This window comes from Pseudomonas sp. BN607 (assembly GCF_029871175.1).
Lineage (GTDB): Bacteria > Pseudomonadota > Gammaproteobacteria > Pseudomonadales > Pseudomonadaceae > Aquipseudomonas.
This window is the reverse complement of the sequence record NZ_SSOE01000061.1, coordinates 315657-336219: the sequence shown is the minus strand read 5'-3', so window position 1 is coordinate 336219 and position 20563 is coordinate 315657. Positions and strand designations below refer to the sequence as shown.

The 20563-nt window shown below is 63.3% G+C and carries 19 protein-coding genes and 1 pseudogene; 16 read left to right on the top strand and 4 right to left on the bottom strand.

Annotation, left to right across the window (positions count from 1 at the left end; all coding sequences use genetic code 11):
• The first annotated feature begins 114 nt into the window (after window positions 1-114).
• The 3 genes from E8E68_RS19385 (at window position 115) to E8E68_RS19375 (ending at window position 4226) form a co-directional block, all read left to right on the top strand.
• Window positions 115-1869: a phosphoethanolamine transferase CptA gene (locus E8E68_RS19385; protein WP_266031924.1), complete on the top strand. Its 1755-nt coding sequence runs from the start codon at window positions 115-117 to the stop codon at window positions 1867-1869.
• A 163-nt stretch (window positions 1870-2032) separates the two neighbouring features.
• Entirely contained in the window at window positions 2033-2701 is a 669-nt protein-coding gene (locus tag E8E68_RS19380; protein WP_280343856.1) for a TetR/AcrR family transcriptional regulator, read from the top strand.
• A 10-nt stretch (window positions 2702-2711) separates the two neighbouring features.
• Window positions 2712-4226, top strand: coding sequence for an MDR family MFS transporter (locus tag E8E68_RS19375; protein WP_280343853.1), 1515 nt, complete (start codon window positions 2712-2714; stop codon window positions 4224-4226).
• A 136-nt stretch (window positions 4227-4362) separates the two neighbouring features.
• Here the strand turns inward: E8E68_RS19375 and E8E68_RS19370 are convergent, their stop codons facing one another.
• Both E8E68_RS19370 and E8E68_RS19365 read right to left on the bottom strand, forming a co-directional pair.
• Window positions 4363-4635, bottom strand: coding sequence for a hypothetical protein (locus E8E68_RS19370; protein WP_110743145.1), 273 nt, complete (start codon window positions 4633-4635; stop codon window positions 4363-4365).
• A gap of 144 nt (window positions 4636-4779) precedes the next feature.
• Window positions 4780-5661 (bottom strand): LysR family transcriptional regulator, encoded by an 882-nt coding sequence (locus tag E8E68_RS19365; protein WP_266031921.1) that lies wholly within the window; start codon window positions 5659-5661, stop codon window positions 4780-4782.
• A 191-nt stretch (window positions 5662-5852) separates the two neighbouring features.
• On the opposite strand from E8E68_RS19365, the gene argC reads away from it, so the two are divergent.
• The 3 genes and pseudogenes from argC to E8E68_RS19350 form a co-directional block, all read left to right on the top strand.
• The gene (gene argC, locus E8E68_RS19360; protein ID WP_266031920.1) at window positions 5853-6794 is read left to right on the top strand and encodes an N-acetyl-gamma-glutamyl-phosphate reductase; all 942 of its coding nucleotides are present in this window, start codon (window positions 5853-5855) and stop codon (window positions 6792-6794) included.
• 78 nt (window positions 6795-6872) lie between these two features.
• Window positions 6873-7559: a GNAT family N-acetyltransferase gene (locus E8E68_RS19355; RefSeq protein WP_266031919.1), complete on the top strand. Its 687-nt coding sequence runs from the start codon at window positions 6873-6875 to the stop codon at window positions 7557-7559.
• Window positions 7560-8066: 507 nt separating this feature from the next.
• Window positions 8067-8264, top strand: a pseudogene (locus tag E8E68_RS19350) (helix-turn-helix domain-containing protein); the annotation flags it as partial.
• Between the two features lie 46 nt (window positions 8265-8310).
• Here E8E68_RS19350 and E8E68_RS19345 read toward each other — a convergent pair.
• Entirely contained in the window at window positions 8311-8850 is a 540-nt protein-coding gene (locus E8E68_RS19345) for an Rrf2 family transcriptional regulator (RefSeq protein WP_266031918.1), read from the bottom strand.
• Between the two features lie 191 nt (window positions 8851-9041).
• Here E8E68_RS19345 and E8E68_RS19340 point away from each other — a divergent pair, with 191 nt between their 5' ends.
• Entirely contained in the window at window positions 9042-10244 is a 1203-nt protein-coding gene (locus E8E68_RS19340) for an NAD(P)/FAD-dependent oxidoreductase (protein ID WP_280343848.1), read from the top strand.
• Between the two features lie 229 nt (window positions 10245-10473).
• Window positions 10474-12099 carry a methyl-accepting chemotaxis protein gene (locus tag E8E68_RS19335; protein WP_280343845.1) on the top strand — a complete coding sequence of 542 codons (1626 nt, stop codon included), beginning with the start codon at window positions 10474-10476 and terminating at the stop codon, window positions 12097-12099.
• Between the two features lie 52 nt (window positions 12100-12151).
• Here the strand turns inward: E8E68_RS19335 and E8E68_RS19330 are convergent, their stop codons facing one another.
• Window positions 12152-13558: a cytosine permease gene (locus tag E8E68_RS19330; protein ID WP_266031916.1), complete on the bottom strand. Its 1407-nt coding sequence runs from the start codon at window positions 13556-13558 to the stop codon at window positions 12152-12154.
• 316 nt (window positions 13559-13874) lie between these two features.
• Here E8E68_RS19330 and E8E68_RS19325 point away from each other — a divergent pair, with 316 nt between their 5' ends.
• From E8E68_RS19325 to E8E68_RS19290, 8 genes are all read left to right on the top strand, one after another.
• Entirely contained in the window at window positions 13875-14360 is a 486-nt protein-coding gene (locus E8E68_RS19325) for a flavin reductase family protein (RefSeq protein WP_110743159.1), read from the top strand.
• A gap of 80 nt (window positions 14361-14440) precedes the next feature.
• Window positions 14441-15481, top strand: a complete 1041-nt coding sequence (locus E8E68_RS19320) for an LLM class flavin-dependent oxidoreductase (RefSeq protein ID WP_110743160.1) — start codon at window positions 14441-14443, stop codon at window positions 15479-15481.
• Window positions 15482-15673: 192 nt separating this feature from the next.
• The gene (locus E8E68_RS19315; RefSeq protein ID WP_003256068.1) at window positions 15674-16270 is read left to right on the top strand and encodes an amino acid synthesis family protein; all 597 of its coding nucleotides are present in this window, start codon (window positions 15674-15676) and stop codon (window positions 16268-16270) included.
• Between the two features lie 68 nt (window positions 16271-16338).
• Entirely contained in the window at window positions 16339-17172 is an 834-nt protein-coding gene (locus E8E68_RS19310; protein ID WP_110743161.1) for an alpha/beta fold hydrolase, read from the top strand.
• On the top strand, window positions 17169-18650 hold the full coding sequence (locus E8E68_RS19305; protein WP_110743162.1) for an aldehyde dehydrogenase: 1482 nt from the start codon (window positions 17169-17171) through the stop codon (window positions 18648-18650). The genes E8E68_RS19310 and E8E68_RS19305 overlap by 4 nt, the downstream gene beginning before the upstream one ends.
• 13 nt (window positions 18651-18663) lie before the next feature.
• Window positions 18664-19149 carry a flavin reductase family protein gene (locus E8E68_RS19300; RefSeq protein WP_110743163.1) on the top strand — a complete coding sequence of 162 codons (486 nt, stop codon included), beginning with the start codon at window positions 18664-18666 and terminating at the stop codon, window positions 19147-19149.
• 179 nt (window positions 19150-19328) lie between these two features.
• Entirely contained in the window at window positions 19329-19718 is a 390-nt protein-coding gene (locus E8E68_RS19295; protein ID WP_023535056.1) for a carboxymuconolactone decarboxylase family protein, read from the top strand.
• A gap of 90 nt (window positions 19719-19808) precedes the next feature.
• Window positions 19809-20561, top strand: coding sequence for a GntR family transcriptional regulator (locus E8E68_RS19290; RefSeq protein WP_010954490.1), 753 nt, complete (start codon window positions 19809-19811; stop codon window positions 20559-20561).
• Window positions 20562-20563: the final 2 nt, after the last annotated feature.

The window sequence follows — 20563 nt, the reverse complement described above, 5'->3', positions numbered from 1 at the left end:
GTGATGGCTATCTGGCGCGTGGTCTTGACGTTATTTTCACAGCCCGCAGATTAGCGTCACGCCCCTATCGGCCGCAGGCATATCCGCAGGCCGCCAAGGTACGACGAGGCATACGTGTCACACACTCTATCCCCCACAGCGCACAAGCGCGTGGACTGGGCCGGCCTGGGCTGGCTGTTGCTGTTCTTCTGGTACTTCTCCGGGGTTACCCAGGCATTGCTGTTGTTCAGCGGTACCACCGGCTTTTCCGGCTTCCGTAACGCACTCTTCCTCAGCAGCCTGTGGCTTGCCCCCGTCTTGCTGCTGCCGCGCTTCACCCGCGTCACTGCGGCTATCCTGGGCGTGGTGCTGTGGGCTGCATCGCTGGTAGGCCTGAGCTACTTCGGCATCTATCGCCAAGAGTTCTCGCAAAGCGTCATTTTCGTGATGTTCGAGTCCAATACCGCCGAGGCCGGTGAGTACTTCAGCCAGTATTTCAGTGTCTGGCTGGGCCTGGCGCTGCTGCTGTACACGCTGCTGGCGGTGGTGCTGTGGCGGCGCGTACGCCCGGTCTACCTGCCGCTGCGCAGCCGCCTGCCAGTGGTGGTGCTGTTGCTGGCAGCCAACCTGGTGCTGCCGTTCTACAAACAGATGGTCACCCAGGACCGCAATTTCGCCGATGCCCTGGAAAAAGTGCAGCAGCGCCTGGAACCGGCCGTGCCCTGGCAATTGCTGGTCGGCTACCGGCAGTACCGCCAGCAACTGGATAACATGCAGGAGTTGCTGGCCCAGAACGCCGCGCTGCCGCCCTTGCAAAACCTGCGTGACAGCAGCGGCACGGCCCCTCGCACCCTGGTACTGGTGCTGGGTGAATCCACCACCCGCGAGCACATGCACCTGTACGGCTACAACCGCGACACCACGCCCAACCTGGACGCGCTGGCCGCCCACGACAAGGGCCTGACCGTGTTCCGCGACGTGGTATCGCCACGGCCGTACACCATCGAAGTGATGCAGCAGATTCTCACCTTCGGCGACGAGCAGAACCCCGACCGCTTCCTCACCGCCCCGTCGCTGATCAACCTGATGAAACAGGCAGGTTACAAGACTTTCTGGATCACCAACCAGCAGACGATGACCAAGCGCAACACCATGCTGACCACCTTCTCACAGCAGACGGACGCGCCGGTCTACCTGAACAACCAGCGCAACCAGAATGCCAGCCAGTATGACGACGTGGTGCTGGCACCGTTCGAAAAGGCCTTGCAAGACCCTGCGCCGAACAAGTTCATCATCGTGCACCTGCTGGGCACACACATGGACTATCGCTTCCGCTACCCGGACAACTACACCCATTTCAAGGACAGACAGGGCGTGCCAGGCGCACTGACAGATGACCAGGCAAAAACCTACAACTTCTACGACAACGCGGTACGTTACAACGACTATGTGGTTTCGAGCCTGATCAAGCGTTACTCGGCCGGCACCCCCAATGGCTTCCTGATGTACCTGTCCGACCATGGTGAAGACGTGTACACCTCTGGCAACCACGACCGCCTGGGACGCAATGAAGGGGCGCCGACCCGGCCGATGTACACCATCCCGTTCCTGCTGTGGACCTCACCAAGCTGGCAGGCCGCGCACCCGCGGGACTTGCAGGCAATGGCCAGCCGCCCGTACAGCAGCTCGCACCTGATCCACACGCTGTCCGACCTGGCTGGGTTGACCTATGACCGGTTCGAGCCAGCCAAGAGCCTGGTGAGCCCGCAGTTCGTGGTGGCACCGCGCTGGATTGGTGACCCGTATCGCAAGGATGGCTTGCGTGAATTCGATCATCTGCCGATGGACAAGGCTGAACGCGTTCAGCAGACGGCCAGCAGTGCCGAGTAAAACGGCAAGCGCCTGAACTGACTGCTCCAGGCTTGAGGTGACTGGGGGGCGCGTTGCGCCTCCATGGGGGCAGCCTTCCACCCCATAAATTAAATTTAAATTGATTTTAAACTAAACCTGCGCCACGCTCTGCCCATCCTCCTCGCCTGCAGAGCACCCCGCCATGTCCACAGCCCCCCGCGAACCGCGCAAGGACGGCGCCGTCACCCGCACACGCATCCTCGAAGCCGCCGGCGAACTGTTTGCCGCGCTCGGCTACGCCGAAACCAGCAACAAGGCAGTCGCTGCCAAAGCCGAGGTCGACTTGGCCTCGATCAACTACCACTTCGGTAGCCGCAACGGCCTGTACCTGGCCGTGCTCGACGAAGCCCGCCAACGGTTCCTGGACCTCAGCGACCTGCAACGCATCACCCAAGGCCCACAAGCGGCCGAGGACAAACTGCGGGTATTGGTGGAACTGGTGGTGCACAAAGCCACTTCGGCCCGGGACAACTGGCACCTGCGGGTGCTGGCCGCGGAAATCCTCGCCCCCAGCCCCCATGGGCAGGCGCATTTGCAGGCTGCCACACCGCTGCGCTTGTCGCTGCTCAAAGCGTTGTTCAGCGAGGTAAGCCACATTCCCGCAGACGACCCTGCCCTGACCCGCTGCATTCTGTGCGTCACCGCGCCCTGGGCCATGTTGCTGATCGGCCCCCGCGGTGGCTCTGGGGCGCTGAACGAGATTCTGCAAATGCCGGTCGAGGCAGTTGCCGCCCAGTTGTACCGCTTTGCCCTGGCAGGCTTGCAGGACGCCGGCCAACAGCATGCCCAGGCCCACGCCACAGCCCGTTGAGGTCCGCCCAATGCAACCGACTTCCACAGTGACTTCTCCGGCCGCCACAGACGCGCAAACGTCCATCCCGCTGCTGCTGGCAGCGCTGATGCTGGTGATGTTCCTGGCCGCCCTCGACCAGACCATCGTCTCGACCGCGCTGCCGACCATCGTCAGCGACCTGGGCGGCTTGCGCTGGCTGTCGTGGGTGGTTACCGCTTACCTGCTGGCCTCGACGGTGGTGGTGCCGCTGTATGGCAAATTCGGCGACCAGTTCGGCCGCAAGCGCGTGCTGCAGGTCGCCGTCGTGCTGTTTCTGCTGGGCTCGGCGCTGTGTGGCGCGGCGCAGACCATGGGTGAGCTGATCGCCTTTCGGATCCTGCAAGGCCTGGGGGGTGGCGGCCTGATGGTGGTGGCGATGGCCGCTATCGGTGATGTCATCCCGCCCGCCGAACGCGGCCGCTACCAAGGCCTGTTCGGCGGCGTGTTCGGCCTGGCCACGGTGGTTGGGCCATTGATCGGCGGCTTCCTCGTCGAGCACCTGTCCTGGCACTGGATTTTTTACATCAACCTGCCGCTGGGCTTGCTGGCGCTGCTGGTGATCGGCAGCGTGTTCCGCCCGCATGTGGCACTGGTGCAGCACAAGGTGGACTACATCGGCGCGTTCTTCCTTACCGTGGCACTGGGCGCGGTGGTGCTCATCACCAGCCTGGGCGGTAGCCTGCTGGCGTGGCAATCGTTGGACATGCTGTGCCTGTCGCTGTTCGCCCTGATCGGCCTGGTCGGTTTCGTTCTCGAGCAACGCCGCGCCGCCGAGCCGATCATGCCGCTGCACCTGTTCCGCCACCGCACCTTCGTGCTTGCCGGCCTGATTGGCTTTATCGTCGGGGTGTCGTTGTTCGGTGCAGTCACCTTCCTGCCGCTGTACATGCAGGTGGTGAAGAATGCCACCCCGACCAGTGCCGGGTTGCAGATGCTGCCGCTGATGGTCGGCTTGCTGGTGGTGTCGGCGATCACCGGGCGACTGATCAGCCGCTGGGGCCGCTACCGGATTTTCCCGATCCTCGGCACGCTGCTGCAGGTGGTTGCCCTGGGCCTGCTCAGCCGGCTTGACCTGGACACCCCCATGGCGCTGATGAACCTGTACATGGGCCTGCTGGGGGCCGGCCTGGGCATGGTCATGCAGGTGCTGATTCTGGCGGTGCAGAACAGCGTCGAACCGCGGCACATGGGCGTGGCCACCTCCGGGGCAACCTTGTTCCGCTCGATTGGCGGCGCCATCGGTGTGTCGCTGTTCGGCGCGCTGTTCTCCCATGCCCTGCTGGGCGGCCTGGCAAGTGATTTCGCCGCGGGTGCCGGTGGCCCGGCGAGCCTGTCGCCTCCCGCCGTGCACGCCCTGCCTGCGGCCCTGCAGCACAGTTACCTGCAGGCGTTTTCCCGCGCCATGCATGAGGTGTTCCTGCTGGCCGGCGGCATTACCAGCGTCGCGTTCGCGCTCTCCTGGCTGCTGCGCGAAGTGCCGCTACGCCAGGCCGCACAGCGGTGATCGAGGGCCAACGCGGCGGCAGCAAGAACGAAAACGCTTTACATCCATTTCGCAAGATTGCAACCGCATGATCATGCTCATTGGATGTAAAGCGTCTGGGTCGCAGGAAAGCGATGTGTCTTGCGGTGGTCCGTTCCTACTTGCCCCGTGCCTTGTTATAGATGGTCTTGGCCCGATCGGCCGAAGCCTGGCATTTGCTCATGTCCCCTGAGGCCTGAGCTTCTTTGGCCTGCATTAACAGCTCATGGTAATCGTGCGCCATGCCGCCGTGCAGTGCCTGGCCATCGGTTTTCTTGATGTCCTCAAGCTCCTTGATCTTGGCCGCACAGTTGCCCGCAGGGTCGGCATGTGCGGCAAGACTGAGGACGGAAGCGATTACCAGCAAAGGGATGCATTTCGTGGATTTCATGAAGCGTTCTCCTGAAAAACCCTAAGGTTCGTCGAGGTACATGGGCTCGACGAAAAACAGCATAGTTGCCCGGTGCCAGCCCCGCAGCGCTTCAGCCCGGCGGTAGCCCGGCCTTGTCGAACAGTCATTCAATACCCGCCACTCTCACTGGCGCAGCCGCTCCAATGCCTGCAACACATGCGCCGTCGCCCGCTCCACCTGCCCCTCCCGGCAAGCAATGCCCAACTGCCGCCACAGGCCCGGCCGCAAGGGCCGGCGGGCCACACGGCGATCCAGTTCCGCGGCCTCTCCTTCCTGCGGCAACAGCGTCGCCCCATACCCGGCACCCACCAGGCTCTTGATCGCATCGTTGTAGTTCAGCTCGATACGCGCCTCTGGGTATAGCCCCGCGGCCGCAAACCACTCGCTCGTTACCCTCGACAGCTGGGTGCTGCTGTCATTGAGAATCAACGCCCGCTGCGCCAGCCAGCCCGGAGTGACCCTGGCCGGTGGCTGCCAGTCAGCCGGTACGTAGGCCAGGATCGGATCGCGCCGCCAGGGGGTGACCACCACTCCCTTACCGGCCACTTGCGGCAAGGCTACCAGGCCAACATCCAGCGTGCCCTCGCGCAAGCCCGCCAGTGATGCCTGGGAGGTCAGCACCTGCACCTGCACATCGATCCGCGGGTGCTCGACCCGCAAACCCGCCAATGCCTGGGGCAGCAAATGGGCGATGGCACCGGTAGACGCGCCCAGGCGTACCCGCCCGGTCAGGCCCTCGACCTGGCGGCGTACTTCGTCCAGCGCCAAGTCGGCGTCGGCCAGCAGGCGGCGGGCACGCGTCAGCAGCGTTTCACCGATGGCCGTGGGCCGTACCTGGCCACGGGTGCGGGTGAGCAACGGGGCGCCAATGCGCGCTTCCAGCTCGGCTACGTGCAAGCTGATGGTGGGTGGCGCGAGGTTGAGCTGGCGGGCGGCCTCGGCAAACGAGCCGAGGTCGCTGATGACCACCAACGTGCGGAGGCGGTCGAGGCTGATTTCGCGCATGGCATCAAGTTTTCCTGGCAGTGGCACTTTTGCAGAAAAGCGCCTTAGCCCGCGGCCGCAGCCTTGGGCTGCGCGGAGGTCACGGAAGCTCTATCGTTCATTAAAGATGAACATCAGCCTCATGATATTCAAATTTCCTTTATGAAAGCCACCAGCGAGCATAGGTCATCCCCTCTGACCGGACCGCGACCATGCACACCCCTGTTGTCTTCATCGATGGTGACCAAGGCACCACCGGCCTGCAGATTCACGCCCGCCTGCAAGGCCGCAACGATTTGCGCCTGCTGACCCTGCCCGAGGCCGAACGCAAGGACCCACAGCGCCGTCGCGAAGCGATCAACAGCGCCGACATTGCGCTGCTGTGCCTACCCGACGCCGCCGCCCGCGAGGCGGTGGCGGCCATCCTCAACCCACAGGTAAGGGTGATCGACGCCAGCTCCGCGCACCGCACTGCGCCAGGCTGGGTCTATGGCCTGCCTGAGCTGGATGACCAACAGGCCGAGCGTATTGCCCATAGCAAACGCGTAAGCAACCCGGGCTGCTACCCCACCGGCGCCATCGCCCTCTTGCGTCCGCTGGTCAAGGCAGGCCTGCTGCCGGCCGACTACCCGCTGAATATCCACGCCATTTCCGGCTATTCCGGCGGCGGCCGCGCAGCCGTCGAGCGGCATGAGCAACCCGGCGCCGACCCAGCCCCGACCCTGCAGCTGTACGGGCTGGACCTGGCGCACAAGCACGTGCCGGAGATCCAGCTGCACGCTGGGCTGTCGGCGCGGCCGATGTTCATGCCGGGTTATGGCGCCTACCGCCAAGGGATCGTACTGAGCATCCCGCTGCAGTTGCGCCTGCTGCCCGGGCAGGTCAGTGCCGAACAGCTGCAAGGCTGCCTGGAGCAGCACTACCAAGGCGCCCGTCACGTCCGGGTGATGCCGCTGCACCAGCACGGGGCCGCGGCAAACCTGGACCCCGAGGCGCTGAATGACAGCAACGACCTGCGCCTGGCCCTGTACGCCAACCCAGAACATGGCCAGGTATTGCTCACCGCCGTGTTCGACAATCTGGGCAAGGGCGCCTCTGGCGCGGCGGTGCAAAACCTCGACCTGATGCTGGGCGCGCTACAGGCACAAGGCTGATTGGGCAAAACCGGTTAGACTGTACCCCCGCGTCGACACGGCGCGGGCTGTATTCCCACCCGCCGGAGCCTGCCCCCGATGTTCATCCTGAGCCGCCTCGACAGCGTGCCGCCCGAGTCTTTTCAAAACCAGATCCGCGAGCTGGTGATCCACAATGTCGGCGAACTGAGCAGTGTCGCCATCACCGTCGACAACCCGCTGTACCCGCTGTACCAGTACGGCGTGGGCATGGAGGTGCACCAGTACCTGCAAGCGCTGGACGGCACCCGCGGCCTGGCCGTTGCGCTGACCCTGGCGCTGGACGCCGAAGCGCCAGACCAGTTGCTGGGCTTTGCGCTGTCGCTGCCGGCCGAGGACGACGAGCAGGCCTGTGCCCTGGCATTTCTCGCTGTGCGCCCCAGCCATCGGCGCCAAGGCATTGCCCGTGCCCTGCTGGGCGACCTGCAGGCGCGACATACCTGTGTCGAGCTGAACGCCTTTGCCAGCCAGGTGCCGTGGTTCGAGGCCATGGGCATGCAGGTGGTGGCCGCCAGTGGCCCGCAGGTGCTGATGAGCAGCACCGGGCAGCCCAGCGGTGCACTGATCGGTCGGCTGGACATAGCACCGATCTACCAGACGGCGGAAGTGCTGCAGATTCATACCTACCTGCTGAATCAGCAGGGTGAGGATGCGATGCTCGAAGCAGAGCAGATGCGAGATGAGCGGCTGGATGAGCTGACCGCCCAAGCGCTGGAGTGTGTACGCCAGCGCAAGACCGTGCATTGACCCAAGGGGCTGTTGGCGACTAACCCCACTCACAGGTACAACGCAGGCCTTGAGCACTGTGCCGTACCCTGTGGGAGCAACTGTCTTGCTCAATTTCCAAAAGCTGGCGCGAGCCCTGTGGGAGTGGGCTTGTCCCGCGAACACGGGCGAAGCCCGTGCCATGCACTGTGTTGGATGCTTCGCGGGGCAAGCCCGCTCCCACAGGCCCCCCCGCTGGCTTGAGGCTGATGCAGTACTTGGGGAAACAGCGGGCTTGCTGAATTTCTAGAATCTAGCGCGAGCCCTGTGGGAGTGGGCTTGTCCCGCGAACACCGGCAGAGCCGGTGCCATATACCGTGTTGGATGCTTCGCGGGGCAAGCCCGCTCCCACAGGCACCCCCGCAGGCTTGAGGCTGATGCAGTATCTGGGGAAACAACTGGCTTGCTCAATTTCCAGAATCTAGCGCGATCCCTGTGGGAGCGGGCTTGTCCCGCGAACACGGGCGCAGCCCGTGCCATGCACCGTGTTTGGCCGGGCAATCGCCGAGGCATGTTCTGCTGGCGCTGCGCATGCGCCAGGCCTGCCAGTTGCTGCAGGCCGGGCACACCGTGGAGCACGTGGGCGCGCAGGTGGGGTATCCGTCGGTGGCGGCCTTTACCCGGGCGTTCGCCAAGGTGGTGGGGGTGCAGCCTGGGGCCTATCGGCGGCAGCATGAAGGGCGCTGACCGGCGTACGTCCCCACCCGCGCAAAGGCCAGTACGGGCAACCCCTTCACACCTGCTCTAGCGGAATATCCCCAGCCCCCTTGGCCTCCCGCCGCTCCCCCATCCAGGCATCGACCTGCTGGCCGAATTCAGCCGGGGCCTTGCGCCCGAAACGCATGGCCAGGTCCAGCACAGTCTGCTGTGCCAATGACTCTTCCATGCGCTTCTGCGCCCCCAACATCACTGCGTGGATCGCACAGGTACCCTCCGTCGCCCAACTCGGCGGCGAGCCGTCGAACAACGTGCAACGCTCGCGCACCTCGCGGCAATCGAAGATCTTCTTCGGTCCATCAATGGCATTGACGATATCGAGCACGCTGATCTGCGCCGCCGGCCGCGCCAGGCGAAAACCGCCGCGCACGCCTTCAGTGGCCGCCACCAGCCCGGCACGGGCCAGCTTGGTGAAGACCTTGGCCAGGTATTCCTGCGGCACGCCTTGCAACTCTGCCAGGTCGCGCACGCTGGAATCACGGGTTTCACCGCGCTCGTCGACTAAAAACAACAGGCAATGGATGCCGTATTCCACGCCAGCACTGTAAAGCGACATTCAAATCTCCGACCGATTTTGTCGCATATGTTACGCCGATGCCCCGGCACTGACAAAACAAGCGTCGAAAGGTAGCGCCACTGCAAAGGGAAAGCCCTTGCCGAAGATAACTCCGATCGATATAGTCGTAGTTAATCGAAGGCCATACAGCTGGCCCTCGAGGCCCTCTTCGAACCTTGCGGAGCACCTTCATGAAATCCAACATCCTGATCATCGGTGCCGGCTTTGCCGGTGTCTGGAGCGCCCTGAGCGCTGCACGCCTACTCGACCAGGCGCAACGTGGCGACCTCAGCATCAGCGTGCTGGCGCCTCAGCCAGAACTGCGTATTCGTCCGCGTTTTTACGAGGCCGACGTGCATGGCATGAAGGCGCCGCTGGGTGATCTGTTCGCGGCCGTGGGCGTTCACTTCATCCCGGGCAACGCCGACAGCATCGACACCGAAGGTCGCAGCGTCAGCTATATCGATTCCCACGGACAGCCGCAGCGTATCGACTACGACCGCCTGATCCTGGCCGCAGGCAGCCAGGTTGCCCGCCCGGCAGTACCAGGCCTGGCTGAGCATGCGTTCGATGTCGACCAGATGGAATCGGCCATGCGCCTGGAGCAGCACCTGGTCGATCTGGCCGCCCTGCCGGCTTCGCCAGCTCGCAATACCGTGGTGGTATGCGGCGGCGGCTTCACCGGCATCGAAACCGCAACCGAAATGCCTGCTCGCCTGCGCTCGATCCTCGGGGCCAAGGCGGCATTGCGGGTAGTGGTGGTCGACCGTGGTGCGCAAGTGGGCGCGGCATTGGGTGCAGGGATCACACCGTCGATTGTTGCCGCGTGTGAACAGGCCGGTGTCGAATGGCTGGCCGGCGCTTCGGTGGTGGCTGTCGATGCGGCGGGAGTCACCCTGGACAACGGCGAGCACATCGCCAGCAACACGGTAATCTGGACCGTTGGCGTCAAGGCCAGCCCGTTGACGGCGCAAGTTGCCGGGGAGCGCGATCACTTCGGCCGGCTGAAAGTGGATGGTCATTTGAAGGTGCTGGGCCAGGACCACGTTTATGCCACCGGCGACACCGCCTGGGCTGCGGTAGATGACTTGGGCAACCATGCCCTGATGACGTGTCAGCACGCCATCCCCATGGGCCGCCACGCCGGCAACAACGCCGCTGCCGACCTGCTCGGCCTGCATCCGGTGGTGTATCGCCAGCCCAAGTACGTCACCTGCCTTGACCTGGGCGACTGGGGCGCCGCCTTCAGCGAAGGCTGGGAGCGTGAACTGAAGCTGCACGGCCAGGCAGGCAAAGACCTCAAACGCCAGATCAACTCAGTGTGGATTTACCCGCCAGCGGCTGACCGCACCGTGGCGCTGGCTGCGGCGGACCCAATGATCGCCATCGTTTAACGGCATTTTCCTGACAAAACCGTCAACAATTGGCGGTTTTGCCAGTTCTGGCCGTTACGTTGAATGGCTGTTCAATAATGATGGCCATATGGCATCATTCAAACAAAAAAGTCACGAGGGTGAGACACACAACCCACTTCGCAGCGCATCAAGAGCCTGGCGCCATACCGGTGACCCGGCCATCCGCCCAAGCTCCTGAGGCCTGCACGCCACCGTCAAGGAGCATTCCATGCAGTTACGGAATTTGAAGATCGGCATTCGCGCTGCAAGCGTGTTCGCCCTGTTGGGCATCCTGGTCCTGTTCATGGGCTTGATCGCACTTTATGAAACCCGGCAGATGGACAACGCCACGGATGAAATCCGGGTGACCTGGATGCCGGCCGTAATAGCCCTCGGTGACATCAGCACCAACCTCGGGCGCGCCCGCGCCGTCACCTTGCGTGCCGCCCTGGACGACAACCCCAGTGACCGCGTGCGCAACCTGCAGATGCTCGACGGTATAAATACCGAGCTGAATAATGCTCTGAAGAATTATGCCGACACGATCATCGCCGCCGATGACCGCGCCCTGTTCAATGCCTTCAGCGCTGCTCATCAGCACTACTTCGAATTACAGACCCGCGTGCTGCAAGACATCCAAGCCGGGCGTATGGACGACGCCAAGCAGCAGATCAGTGGCGCGCTGACTCAGCGCGCCGACAGCATGATGCAGGCCATGGCAGCGTTGATCGCCTATAACGGCACAGGCGCCGAACAAGCCTCGCAGCGCAGCAGCGACGTCGCTGACGAAGCGTTCACCGCGCTAGTGGCCGCACTGGTGGTAATCATGCTGGCCCTTGCCGCCATCGCCACCGTACTCACCCGCAGTATCGTTGTGCCGCTGGCCGATGCGCTGGCTGTGGCCGAGCGCGTGGCGACCGGCGACCTGACCCGGGAAATACGGGTAACCGGTCGCGATGAGCCGGCCATGGTATTGCGCGCCCTGAGCCGGATGCAGGGCAGCCTGCGCGATACCATTCGCCAGATCGCCGCGTCTTCCGACCAACTGGCCTCGGCCTCCGAAGAACTGCACACCGTCACTGAAGACACCAGCCGCGGCCTGCATCAGCAGAGTGCAGAAATCGACCAGGCCGCCACGGCGGTGAACCAGATGACTGCGGCAGTCGAGGAAGTGGCGAACAACGCGGTCAGCACTGCTGATGCTTCCAAAGGCGCTGACCAGACCACCCGAGATGGCCGCGACCAGGTCAACCAGGCGCTGGCATCCATTCAGCATCTGGTAGCGGATGTGACCGGCACATCGGCCGAGATCGAACAACTGGCCAGCAACGCCAACGAGATCAGCCGGGTGCTGGACGTGATTGGTGCGATTGCCGGGCAGACCAACCTGTTGGCACTGAACGCCGCCATCGAGGCGGCAAGGGCCGGTGAGGCAGGACGTGGGTTTGCCGTGGTGGCTGACGAGGTACGTGCCCTCGCCCACCGTACTCAGCAATCGACGGCAGAGATCGAGCAGATGATTGCCGGTATCCAGAACGGCACCGAGCGGGCGGTGACGGCAATGCACAGCAGCCAGGGTCGCGCCACGGGTACGCTGGCAGTGGCGCAAAGCGCAGGGGAGGCGTTGGAGGTGATTGCCGAGGCCATTGCTTCGATCAACCAGCGCAACCTGGTGATCGCCAGTGCCTCGGAGGAGCAGGCGCAAGTCGCACGCGAGGTAGACCGGAACCTGGTGAATATTCGTGACTTGGCGATGCAAACGTCGGCGGGCGCGAACCAGACCAGTGCGGCGGCGCAGGATCTGTCGCGGTTGGCGGTGGACCTGAACGGGATGGTCGCGCAGTTCAAGGTTTGATCCAAAACAGCCGGGGCCGCATTGCGGCCCCGGTTACAGCAACAGCGGTCTATCAATCGTTGACGCTTACCACCCGCCCCGCCTTCTCGACAGCCTTGCCGCGGGTCGCCAGGCAGTAGTACAGCGGCACGGTCACCAGCAAGCCGAACAGCCATGACAGGTCGGCCCCTTCGACAATGTTCGAGTACGGCCCCACATACAGGGAAGTATTGGCAAACGGCAGCTGCACCAGGATGCCGCAGGCATAGGCAATGATCGCGTGGTGGTTGAAGCGGCCATAGATACCGCCGTCGGCACTGAAGATCGACGCAATGTCGTACTGGCCCTTCTTGATCAGGTAGAAGTCGATCAGGTTGATCGAAGCCCACGGTACCAGCACCAGCAGCAGCGCCAGGATCAGGCCGATGAAGTGGCCGATGAAGTCTGCCGAGGCGTTCAGTGCCACCATCCCGCAGCCCAGCAGAATCACTGACGCCAGGATCACCCGCACCTTGATGCTCGGCGTCCACTCGGCCATGAAGGTCTGGATCGCGGTCACGATCGACAGCACGGCGCCGTAAAGGTTGAGGGCGTTGTGGCTGATGATGTTGAGCAGGAACAGCACCATCAGGATCGGGCCCAGCCAGCCGGTGGCCTGCTTCACCGCATCCATTGCGTCGGTGCCTTCCGGTACGCACAGCACCGCCACCGTACCAAAGCTGAAGCACAGGATGGTGCCCAGGGTGGCGCCGAAGTAAGTGGCCCAGAACGGCTTGGCAATGCCCACTTCACGGGGCAGGTAGCGCGAGTAGTCAGAGGTGTACGGCGAGAAGCTGATCTGCCAGATCACACCCAGCGACACGGTGGCAATGAAGCCCGACAGGTTGAACGCGCCACGGCTGAAGAAGTCAGCCGGCAGATCCTGGACGAACATCATGATGAAACCGGCAAGCAACGCCGAGCCCATCACCCAGGTACCGATGCGGTTGAGGATATGGATGAAGCGATAGCCGATCACGCCAATGGCAGTCGCACTCAGGGCACCGATCACGATCGCGCCGGGCATCGGCACGCTTGGCGCGATGCCGTGAATGGTCTTGCCCGCCAGGACGATATTGGAAATGAAGAAGCCGACATAGATCAGCGCGGTGAAGAACACGATCAGCAAGGCACCGTAGCGGCCAAACTGGCCACGGCTCTGCACCATTTGCGGAATGCCCAGCTGCGGCCCCTGTGCAGAGGCCAGGGCGATGACCACGCCCCCGACCAGATGGCCCAGTACGATGGCGATCAGGCCCCACAACAGGTTCAGGTGGAACACCTGGACCACCATGGCACCGGTCACGATAGGCAGTGGCGCGATGTTGGTACTGAACCAGAGGGTGAACAGGTCGCGCGCCTTCCCATGGCGCTCGGCAGGTGGAACGTAATCGACCGTGTGATTCTCGACAAACTGGTGTTGCGACGACGGTTGGGACATGGTTTTCAGCTCGAAAGGTCGTTTTTATCTTTGTAAGGAAACCGCATCAAGGCGGCCTCTCAGCTGCGGACCATATTATGGTATTCCAAGCTTTTGACAACACTGATCCGCATGAAAAAACGGCCACTGATCCGCTTGCGAAACCCCTGCGACAAACCGCCTCACCGCTCAAGGCCACGATTTACGTGGCCTTGGGCCGTTCATCGCGAAAAATCAGGGTTAAAAATTCTGCTTGCAAAATAGGTATTACGGTATACCATCAGACACATCAACGATAAAAACCGCGGACCACCGCAGCCCTTTAGAGGTACACGAGATGATCGACGCAACCGTCTACAAGAACGTCCTGGGCTCCTTCCCGTCCGGCGTTACCGTCATCACCACCCTGGACGACGACGGCTCGGTCGTCGGCCTTACTGCCAGCGCTTTCTCCTCCTTGTCGATGGACCCGCCGCTGGTGCTGTTCTGCCCCAACTACACCTCCGACTCCTACCCGGTACTGATCAAGCAGAAGCGCTTCGCCATTCACCTGCTGTCCGGTGAACAGCAGGCCGAAGCCTACGCGTTCGCCAAAAAGGGCAAGGACAAGGCCAGCGGCATCGAGTGGACCCTGAGCGAACTGGGCAACCCGATCCTGGCCGGTGCCACCGCCGTCATCGAATGCGAACTGTGGCGTGAATATGAAGGTGGCGACCACGCCATCATGGTCGGCAAGGTACACAACCTGATCGTCCCTGCCGAAGCGCCACGGCCGATGGTGTACTGCCGCGGCAAGATGGCCAGCCTGCCGGCCTTTGCCTGAAGCCTGCACTAGGACGCAGCCCGCCCCCACACTGAAGCCCGCTTGACTGACGGGCAACAACAAGCGTTGAGGAAAAACCCATGAAATTTTCGTTGTTCGTGCACATGGAACGTTGGGATGAACAGGTCAGCCACCGCCAGCTGTTCGAAGACCTGACCGAACTGACCCTGATGGCCGAAGACGGCGGTTTCAGCACCGTATGGATCGGCGAACACCACGCCATGGAATACACCATTTCGCCAAGCCCGATGCCGCTACTGGCCTACCTGGCCGCACGCACCGAGAAGATCCGCCTGGGCGCCGGCACCATCATCGCGCCGTTCTGGAACCCGATCCGCGTCGCTGGCGAATGCGCCCTGCTCGATGTGATCAGCAACGGCCGCATGGAAGTGGGCCTGGCCCGCGGCGCCTACCAGTTCGAATTCGACCGCATGGCAGGTGGCATGCCGGCCACCGACGGCGGCAAGGCGCTGCGCGAGATGGTGCCGGTGGTGCGCAAGCTGTGGGAGGGCGACTACGCCCACGACGGCGAAGTCTACAAGTTCCCGACCTCCACCAGCGTACCGAAACCGTTCAACGCCACGCCGCCTATGTGGATCGCCGCCCGTGATCCGGACTCGCACAACTTTGCCGTTGCCAATGGCTGCAATGTCATGGTCACCCCGCTGATGAAGGGTGACGAAGAAGTGCTGGACCTCAAGAACAAGTTCCAGGCCGCCCTGGACAACAACCCGGACGTGCCGCGCCCGCAATTGATGGTGCTGCGCCACACCCATGTGCACAGCCCGGCCGAACCGGAAGGCTGGAAGGTTGGCGCCCAGGCGATCTCGCGCTTCTACCGCACCTTCGATGCGTGGTTCGGCAACAAGACCACCCCGGTGAATGGCTTCCTGGAGCCGAGCCCGGAGTCCAAGTTCGCCGAAGTGCCGGCGTTCCAGCTGGAGAACATCCGCAAGAACACCATGATCGGCACGCCGGAAGAGATCATTGCGCGCATCAAGTACTACCAGGAGCTTGGCGTCGACGAGTTCAGCTTCTGGTGCGACAACAGCCTGCCCCACGCCGAGAAGAAGAAGTCGCTCGAGCTGTTCATCAAGGAAGTGGTGCCGGCGTTCGCCTGAATTCCCATTGCCTGAATCATTGCGGGACGCAGCCCGCTCCCGTGGGCCCTTGTGGCTCGCGTGAGCGGGCTTTTTTTGAGGGGTACGCCTTTCGTCCCCCCGCAAGAGAAATTTCCAGCCACCTCTTGCACAACAAATATTATGGTATACCATCAGACAACAAGAGCTGATAACCCTCACCAGGAGCCATCCATGAGTTTCGAAATCCGCAAGATCGTCACCTACTCCGAAGAGACCCGCATCGAAGGCGGCAAGGCCACCGACAAGCCGGTGACCATGGTCGGCCTGGCCGTCGTGATCAAGAACCCATGGGCCGGTCGCGGTTTCGTTGAAGATCTAAAGCCGGAAATCCGCGCCAACTGCTCGGAGCTGGGTGCACTGATGGTCGAGCGCCTGACTGCCGCCATTGGCGGTGCCGACAAGATCGAAGCCTACGGCAAGGCCGCGGTGGTCGGCGCCGACGGCGAAATCGAGCACGCCTCTGCGGTGATCCACACCCTGCGCTTCGGCAACCACTACCGTGAAGCGGTACAGGCCAAGAGCTACCTGAGCTTCACCAACAAGCGCGGCGGCCCAGGCACCTCGATCCAGATTCCGATGATGCAGAAGGACGACGAAGGCCTGCGTTCGCACTACATCACCCTGGAAATGCAGATCGAAGACGCTCCGCGCGCCGATGAAATCGTCGTGGTCCTGGGTGCTGCCGACGGTGGCCGTCTGCACCCGCGTATCGGCAACCGCTACATCGACCTGGAAGAACTGGCTGCCGAAAAAGCCAACGCTCAATAACAACAACCAAGACGGGCCGGGGCGTGGCGTGCTTACCCGCCGCGCCCGACCTTCAAGGAGCGCCCTCCATGATTCAGCCTGTCGCTGAACGCACACCTGCCGGCACCAGCTACCTGTCCGTCGGCCAGGGCCAACCCGTGGTATTGATCCACGGCGTGGGCCTGAACAAGGAAATGTGGGGCGGTCAGTTCGTTGGCCTGGCCAACGACTACCGCGTCATTGCCTACGATATGCTCGGCCACGGCCAAAGCCGTGTACCCGCCGCAGACACGCCGCTGGAGGGCTACGCCGACCAGCTCGCCGAACTGCTCGACCACCTGCAAATTGCCCAAGCCACCGTGATCGGTTTTTCCATGGGCGGCCTGGTCGCCCGCGCCTTTGCGCTCAACTACCCACAGCGCCTGGCCGCCTTGGTCGTGCTCAACAGCGTGTTCAACCGCAGCCCCGAGCAGAGTGCCGGCGTCATCGCCCGCGCCGCCCAGGCTGCAGAGCTAGGCCCTGACGCCAACGTCGATGCGGCGCTCGACCGCTGGTTCAGCCGTGAATACAAGGCTGCCAACCCGGCGCAGGTCGCTGCCATCCGCCAGGTGCTGGCGAGCAACGACCCGCAGGGCTACCACACCACTTATTCGCTGTTCGCCACTCAGGACATGTACCGCGCAGGCGACCTGGGCAGTATCCAGGTGCCGACGCTGATCGCCACCGGCGAACTCGACTCGGGCTCCACCCCGGCCATGACCCGCCAGCTCGCCGCCAGCATTCCTGGCGCACACAGTGTGGTCCTCGCCGAGCAACGGCATATGATGCCGGTGGAAGCACCGCGTGAAGTCAACAAGATGCTGCTGGACTTCCTCACCCAAGCCCGCACCCTCACCGAATCCGCCAAGGGGATTGTTGCATGACCCTCGTTCGTTTCCAGATGTGCATCGACGGCCAATGGCGCGATGCCCAGAGCGGCAAGACCTTCGACAGCCTCAACCCGGCCACTGCCCAGGCCTGGGCGCAACTGCCCGATGCCGACGAAGCCGATGTCGAGCTGGCCGTACAGGCCGCCCAGCGTGCCTTCGACAGCAAGGAATGGCGCAGCATCACTGCCACTGCACGCGGCAAGTTGCTGCGTCGCCTGGGTGACCTGATTGCCGAGAACAAGGAACACCTGGCCCAGCTGGAAAGCCGTGACAACGGCAAGCTGATCCGCGAAACCCGCGGCCAGGTCGGCTACCTGCCCGAGTTCTTCCACTACACCGCAGGCTTGGCCGACAAGCTCGAAGGCGGCACCCTGCCGCTGGACAAGCCCGACCTGTTCGCCTACACCGTGCACGAGCCGATCGGCGTGGTCGCCGGCATCATCCCGTGGAACAGCCCGCTGTACCTCACGGCGATCAAACTGGCCCCGGCCCTGGCAGCCGGCAACACCATCGTACTGAAACCGTCCGAGCACGCCTCGGCGACCATCCTCGAACTGGCCCGGCTGGCCCTCGAAGCCGGTTTCCCGGCTGGCGTGGTCAACGTGGTCACCGGTTACGGCCCAAGCACCGGCGCGGCGCTGACTCGCCACCCGCTGGTGCGCAAGATCGCCTTCACCGGCGGCGCGGCCACCGCCCGCCACGTGGTGCGCAGCAGTGCCGAAAACTTCGCCAAGCTGTCGCTGGAGCTGGGCGGCAAGTCGCCGAACATCATCTTTGCCGACGCCGATCTGGACAGCGCCATCAACGGCGCCGTGGCCGGCATCTATGCCGCCTCCGGGCAAAGCTGCGTGGCTGGTTCGCGCCTGCTGGTGCAGGACGAGATTTTCGACCAGTTCGTCGAGCGCCTGATCGCCCGCGCCAAGCGCATCCGCATCGGCAACCCGCAGGACGACGCCAGCGAAATGGGCCCGATGGCCACGGCACAACAACTGGCCGTGGTCGAAGGCCTGGTCGCTGCGGCCAAGGCCGAGGGCGCGAAGCTGCACATGGGTGGCAAGCGTGCCGAGGTCGAAGGCGATGGCTGGTTCTACGAGCCGACCCTGTTCGAATGCGACAGCAATTCGATGACCATCATGCAGGAAGAAGTGTTCGGCCCGGTCGCTGCGGTCATCCGTTTCAAGACCGAGGAAGAAGCCCTGGAAATTGCCAACGACTCGCAGTTCGGCCTGGCTGCCGGCATCTGGACCCGCGACCTGGGCCGCGCCCACCGCCTGGCCCGTGACGTGCGTTCGGGGATCATCTGGGTCAACACCTACCGCGCCGTGTCGGCCATGGCACCGATCGGTGGCTTCAAGAACAGCGGCTACGGCCGTGAGAGCGGCATCGATTCGGTGCTGGCCTATACCGAGCTGAAGACCGTGTGGATCAACTTGTCCACCGCGCCGATGCCCGACCCGTTTGTGATGCGTTGAGAGGTAGCACGAGATGATCGAACCCGGCATCTACAAAGACGTGATGGGCTCCTTCCCGTCCGGCGTCACGGTTGTCACCACCCTGGACGCCGACGGCGGCATCGTCGGCATCACCGCCAGCGCGTTCAGCGCGCTGTCGATCGATCCGGCACTGGTGCTGTTCTGTCCCAACTACGCCTCGGACACCTACCCGATCCTGCGCGACAGCAAGCAGTTTGCGATCCACCTGCTGTCTGCCGACCAGACCGCCGAGGCCTATGCCTTCGCCGGCAAGGGCAAGGACAAGGCCAAGGGTGTCGAGTGGCAGCTGAGCGAACTGGGCAACCCGCTGCTGACCAAGGCCACCGCGATCATCGAGTGCGAACTGTGGCGCGAGTACGACGGCGGTGACCACGCGATCATCGTTGGCGCGGTGAAGAACCTGGTGCTGCCGGCGGAGCCGGTGACCCCGATGGTCTACCACAAAGGCAAGCTGGGCGCCTTGCCGCCCCTCGGCTGATATAGCTTGAAGTCGGTGTTGGCCTCTTCGCGGGCTTGCCCGCTCCCACAGGTATCGCACAGATCCTGTAGGAGCGGGCAAGCCCGCGAAGAAGCCAGCACCGATGACCCTGTTTTCAGGGGTCGCGCTAATCGTCTCACCCTCGGTTGCGGCCCCTGTTTTATTCCGGAGTACTGCGCATGAGCAATGAAAAGTACGAGAAAGGCCTGCAGATCCGTACCCAGGTGCTGGGCGAGGACTACGTCAACCGCTCGATCCAGAACGCCGACGCGTTCACCCAGCCGCTGCAAGAGCTGGTCACCGAATACTGCTGGGGCCATGTCTGGGGCCGCGAAGGCCTCTCGCTGAAGGAGCGCAGCATGATAAACTTGGCCATGATTTCCGCGCTCAACCGGCCCCACGAGCTCAAACTGCACATTCGCGGCGCATTGCGCAATGGCCTGAGCCGTGAACAGATTCGCGAGATCCTGCTCCAGGTCGGCATTTATTGCGGCGTGCCCGCGGCGGTGGACAGTTTCCGCCTGGCCCGCGAAGCGTTCGCTGAAGCCGATGCGGAGTCAACCCGTTAACACCGGGCTGTTCGAACCCACGCAAGGAGCACCCAAGGTTCGTGGTGCTGTTGCGGTTGCGGCCGGGCAGCCTCTTTAAGAGCGCACTTGATGAAACGCCAGCCACTCGACGACAGTTTCAAGGTCAACCGCAACCCCGTTACCCTGCGCGAAATCGTGCTCGACAAGCTGCGCACCGCGATCATGAACTTCCATTTGCTGCCCGGCGACCGCCTGGTCGAGCGCGACCTTTGCGACCGCCTCGGCGTCAGCCGCACCTCGGTGCGTGAGGCCCTGCGCCACCTGGAGTCCGAAGGCCTGGTGGAATTCGCCGACGCCAAGGGGCCGCGGGTGGCCATCATCACCCTGGAAGACGCCCGCGACATCTACGAGCTGCGCTGCGTGCTCGAAGGCCTGATCGTGCAGCTGTTCACCCTCAACGCCAAGGCCAAGGACATCCGTGCCCTTGAGCGCGCGCTGGAGGTGAACCGCGAGGCCCTGGAAGAGGGCGAGCTGCAACAGGTGCTGGATTCGGTGCAAGGCTTCTACGATGTGCTGCTGGAAGGTTCAGGCAACCAGGTGGCAGCGCAACAGTTGCGCCAGTTGCAGGCACGCATCAGTTACTTGCGGGCCACTTCGGTGTCACAAGAAAACCGCCGCGGCGCCAGCAACCGCGAAATGGAAAAAATCGTCGAAGCTATCAAGGGTGGCGACCCGCTGGTCGCGCACCAGGCTTCGGTCGATCATGTCCGCGCTGCCGCCAAGGTGGCCCTGGACTACCTGCGCCAGAAGCAGGATGACAACGCCAAGGTGCGCGACATCGTCGAGCCCCTGGCCCTGAAGGAACCCCGTATAGGCCGCTGACC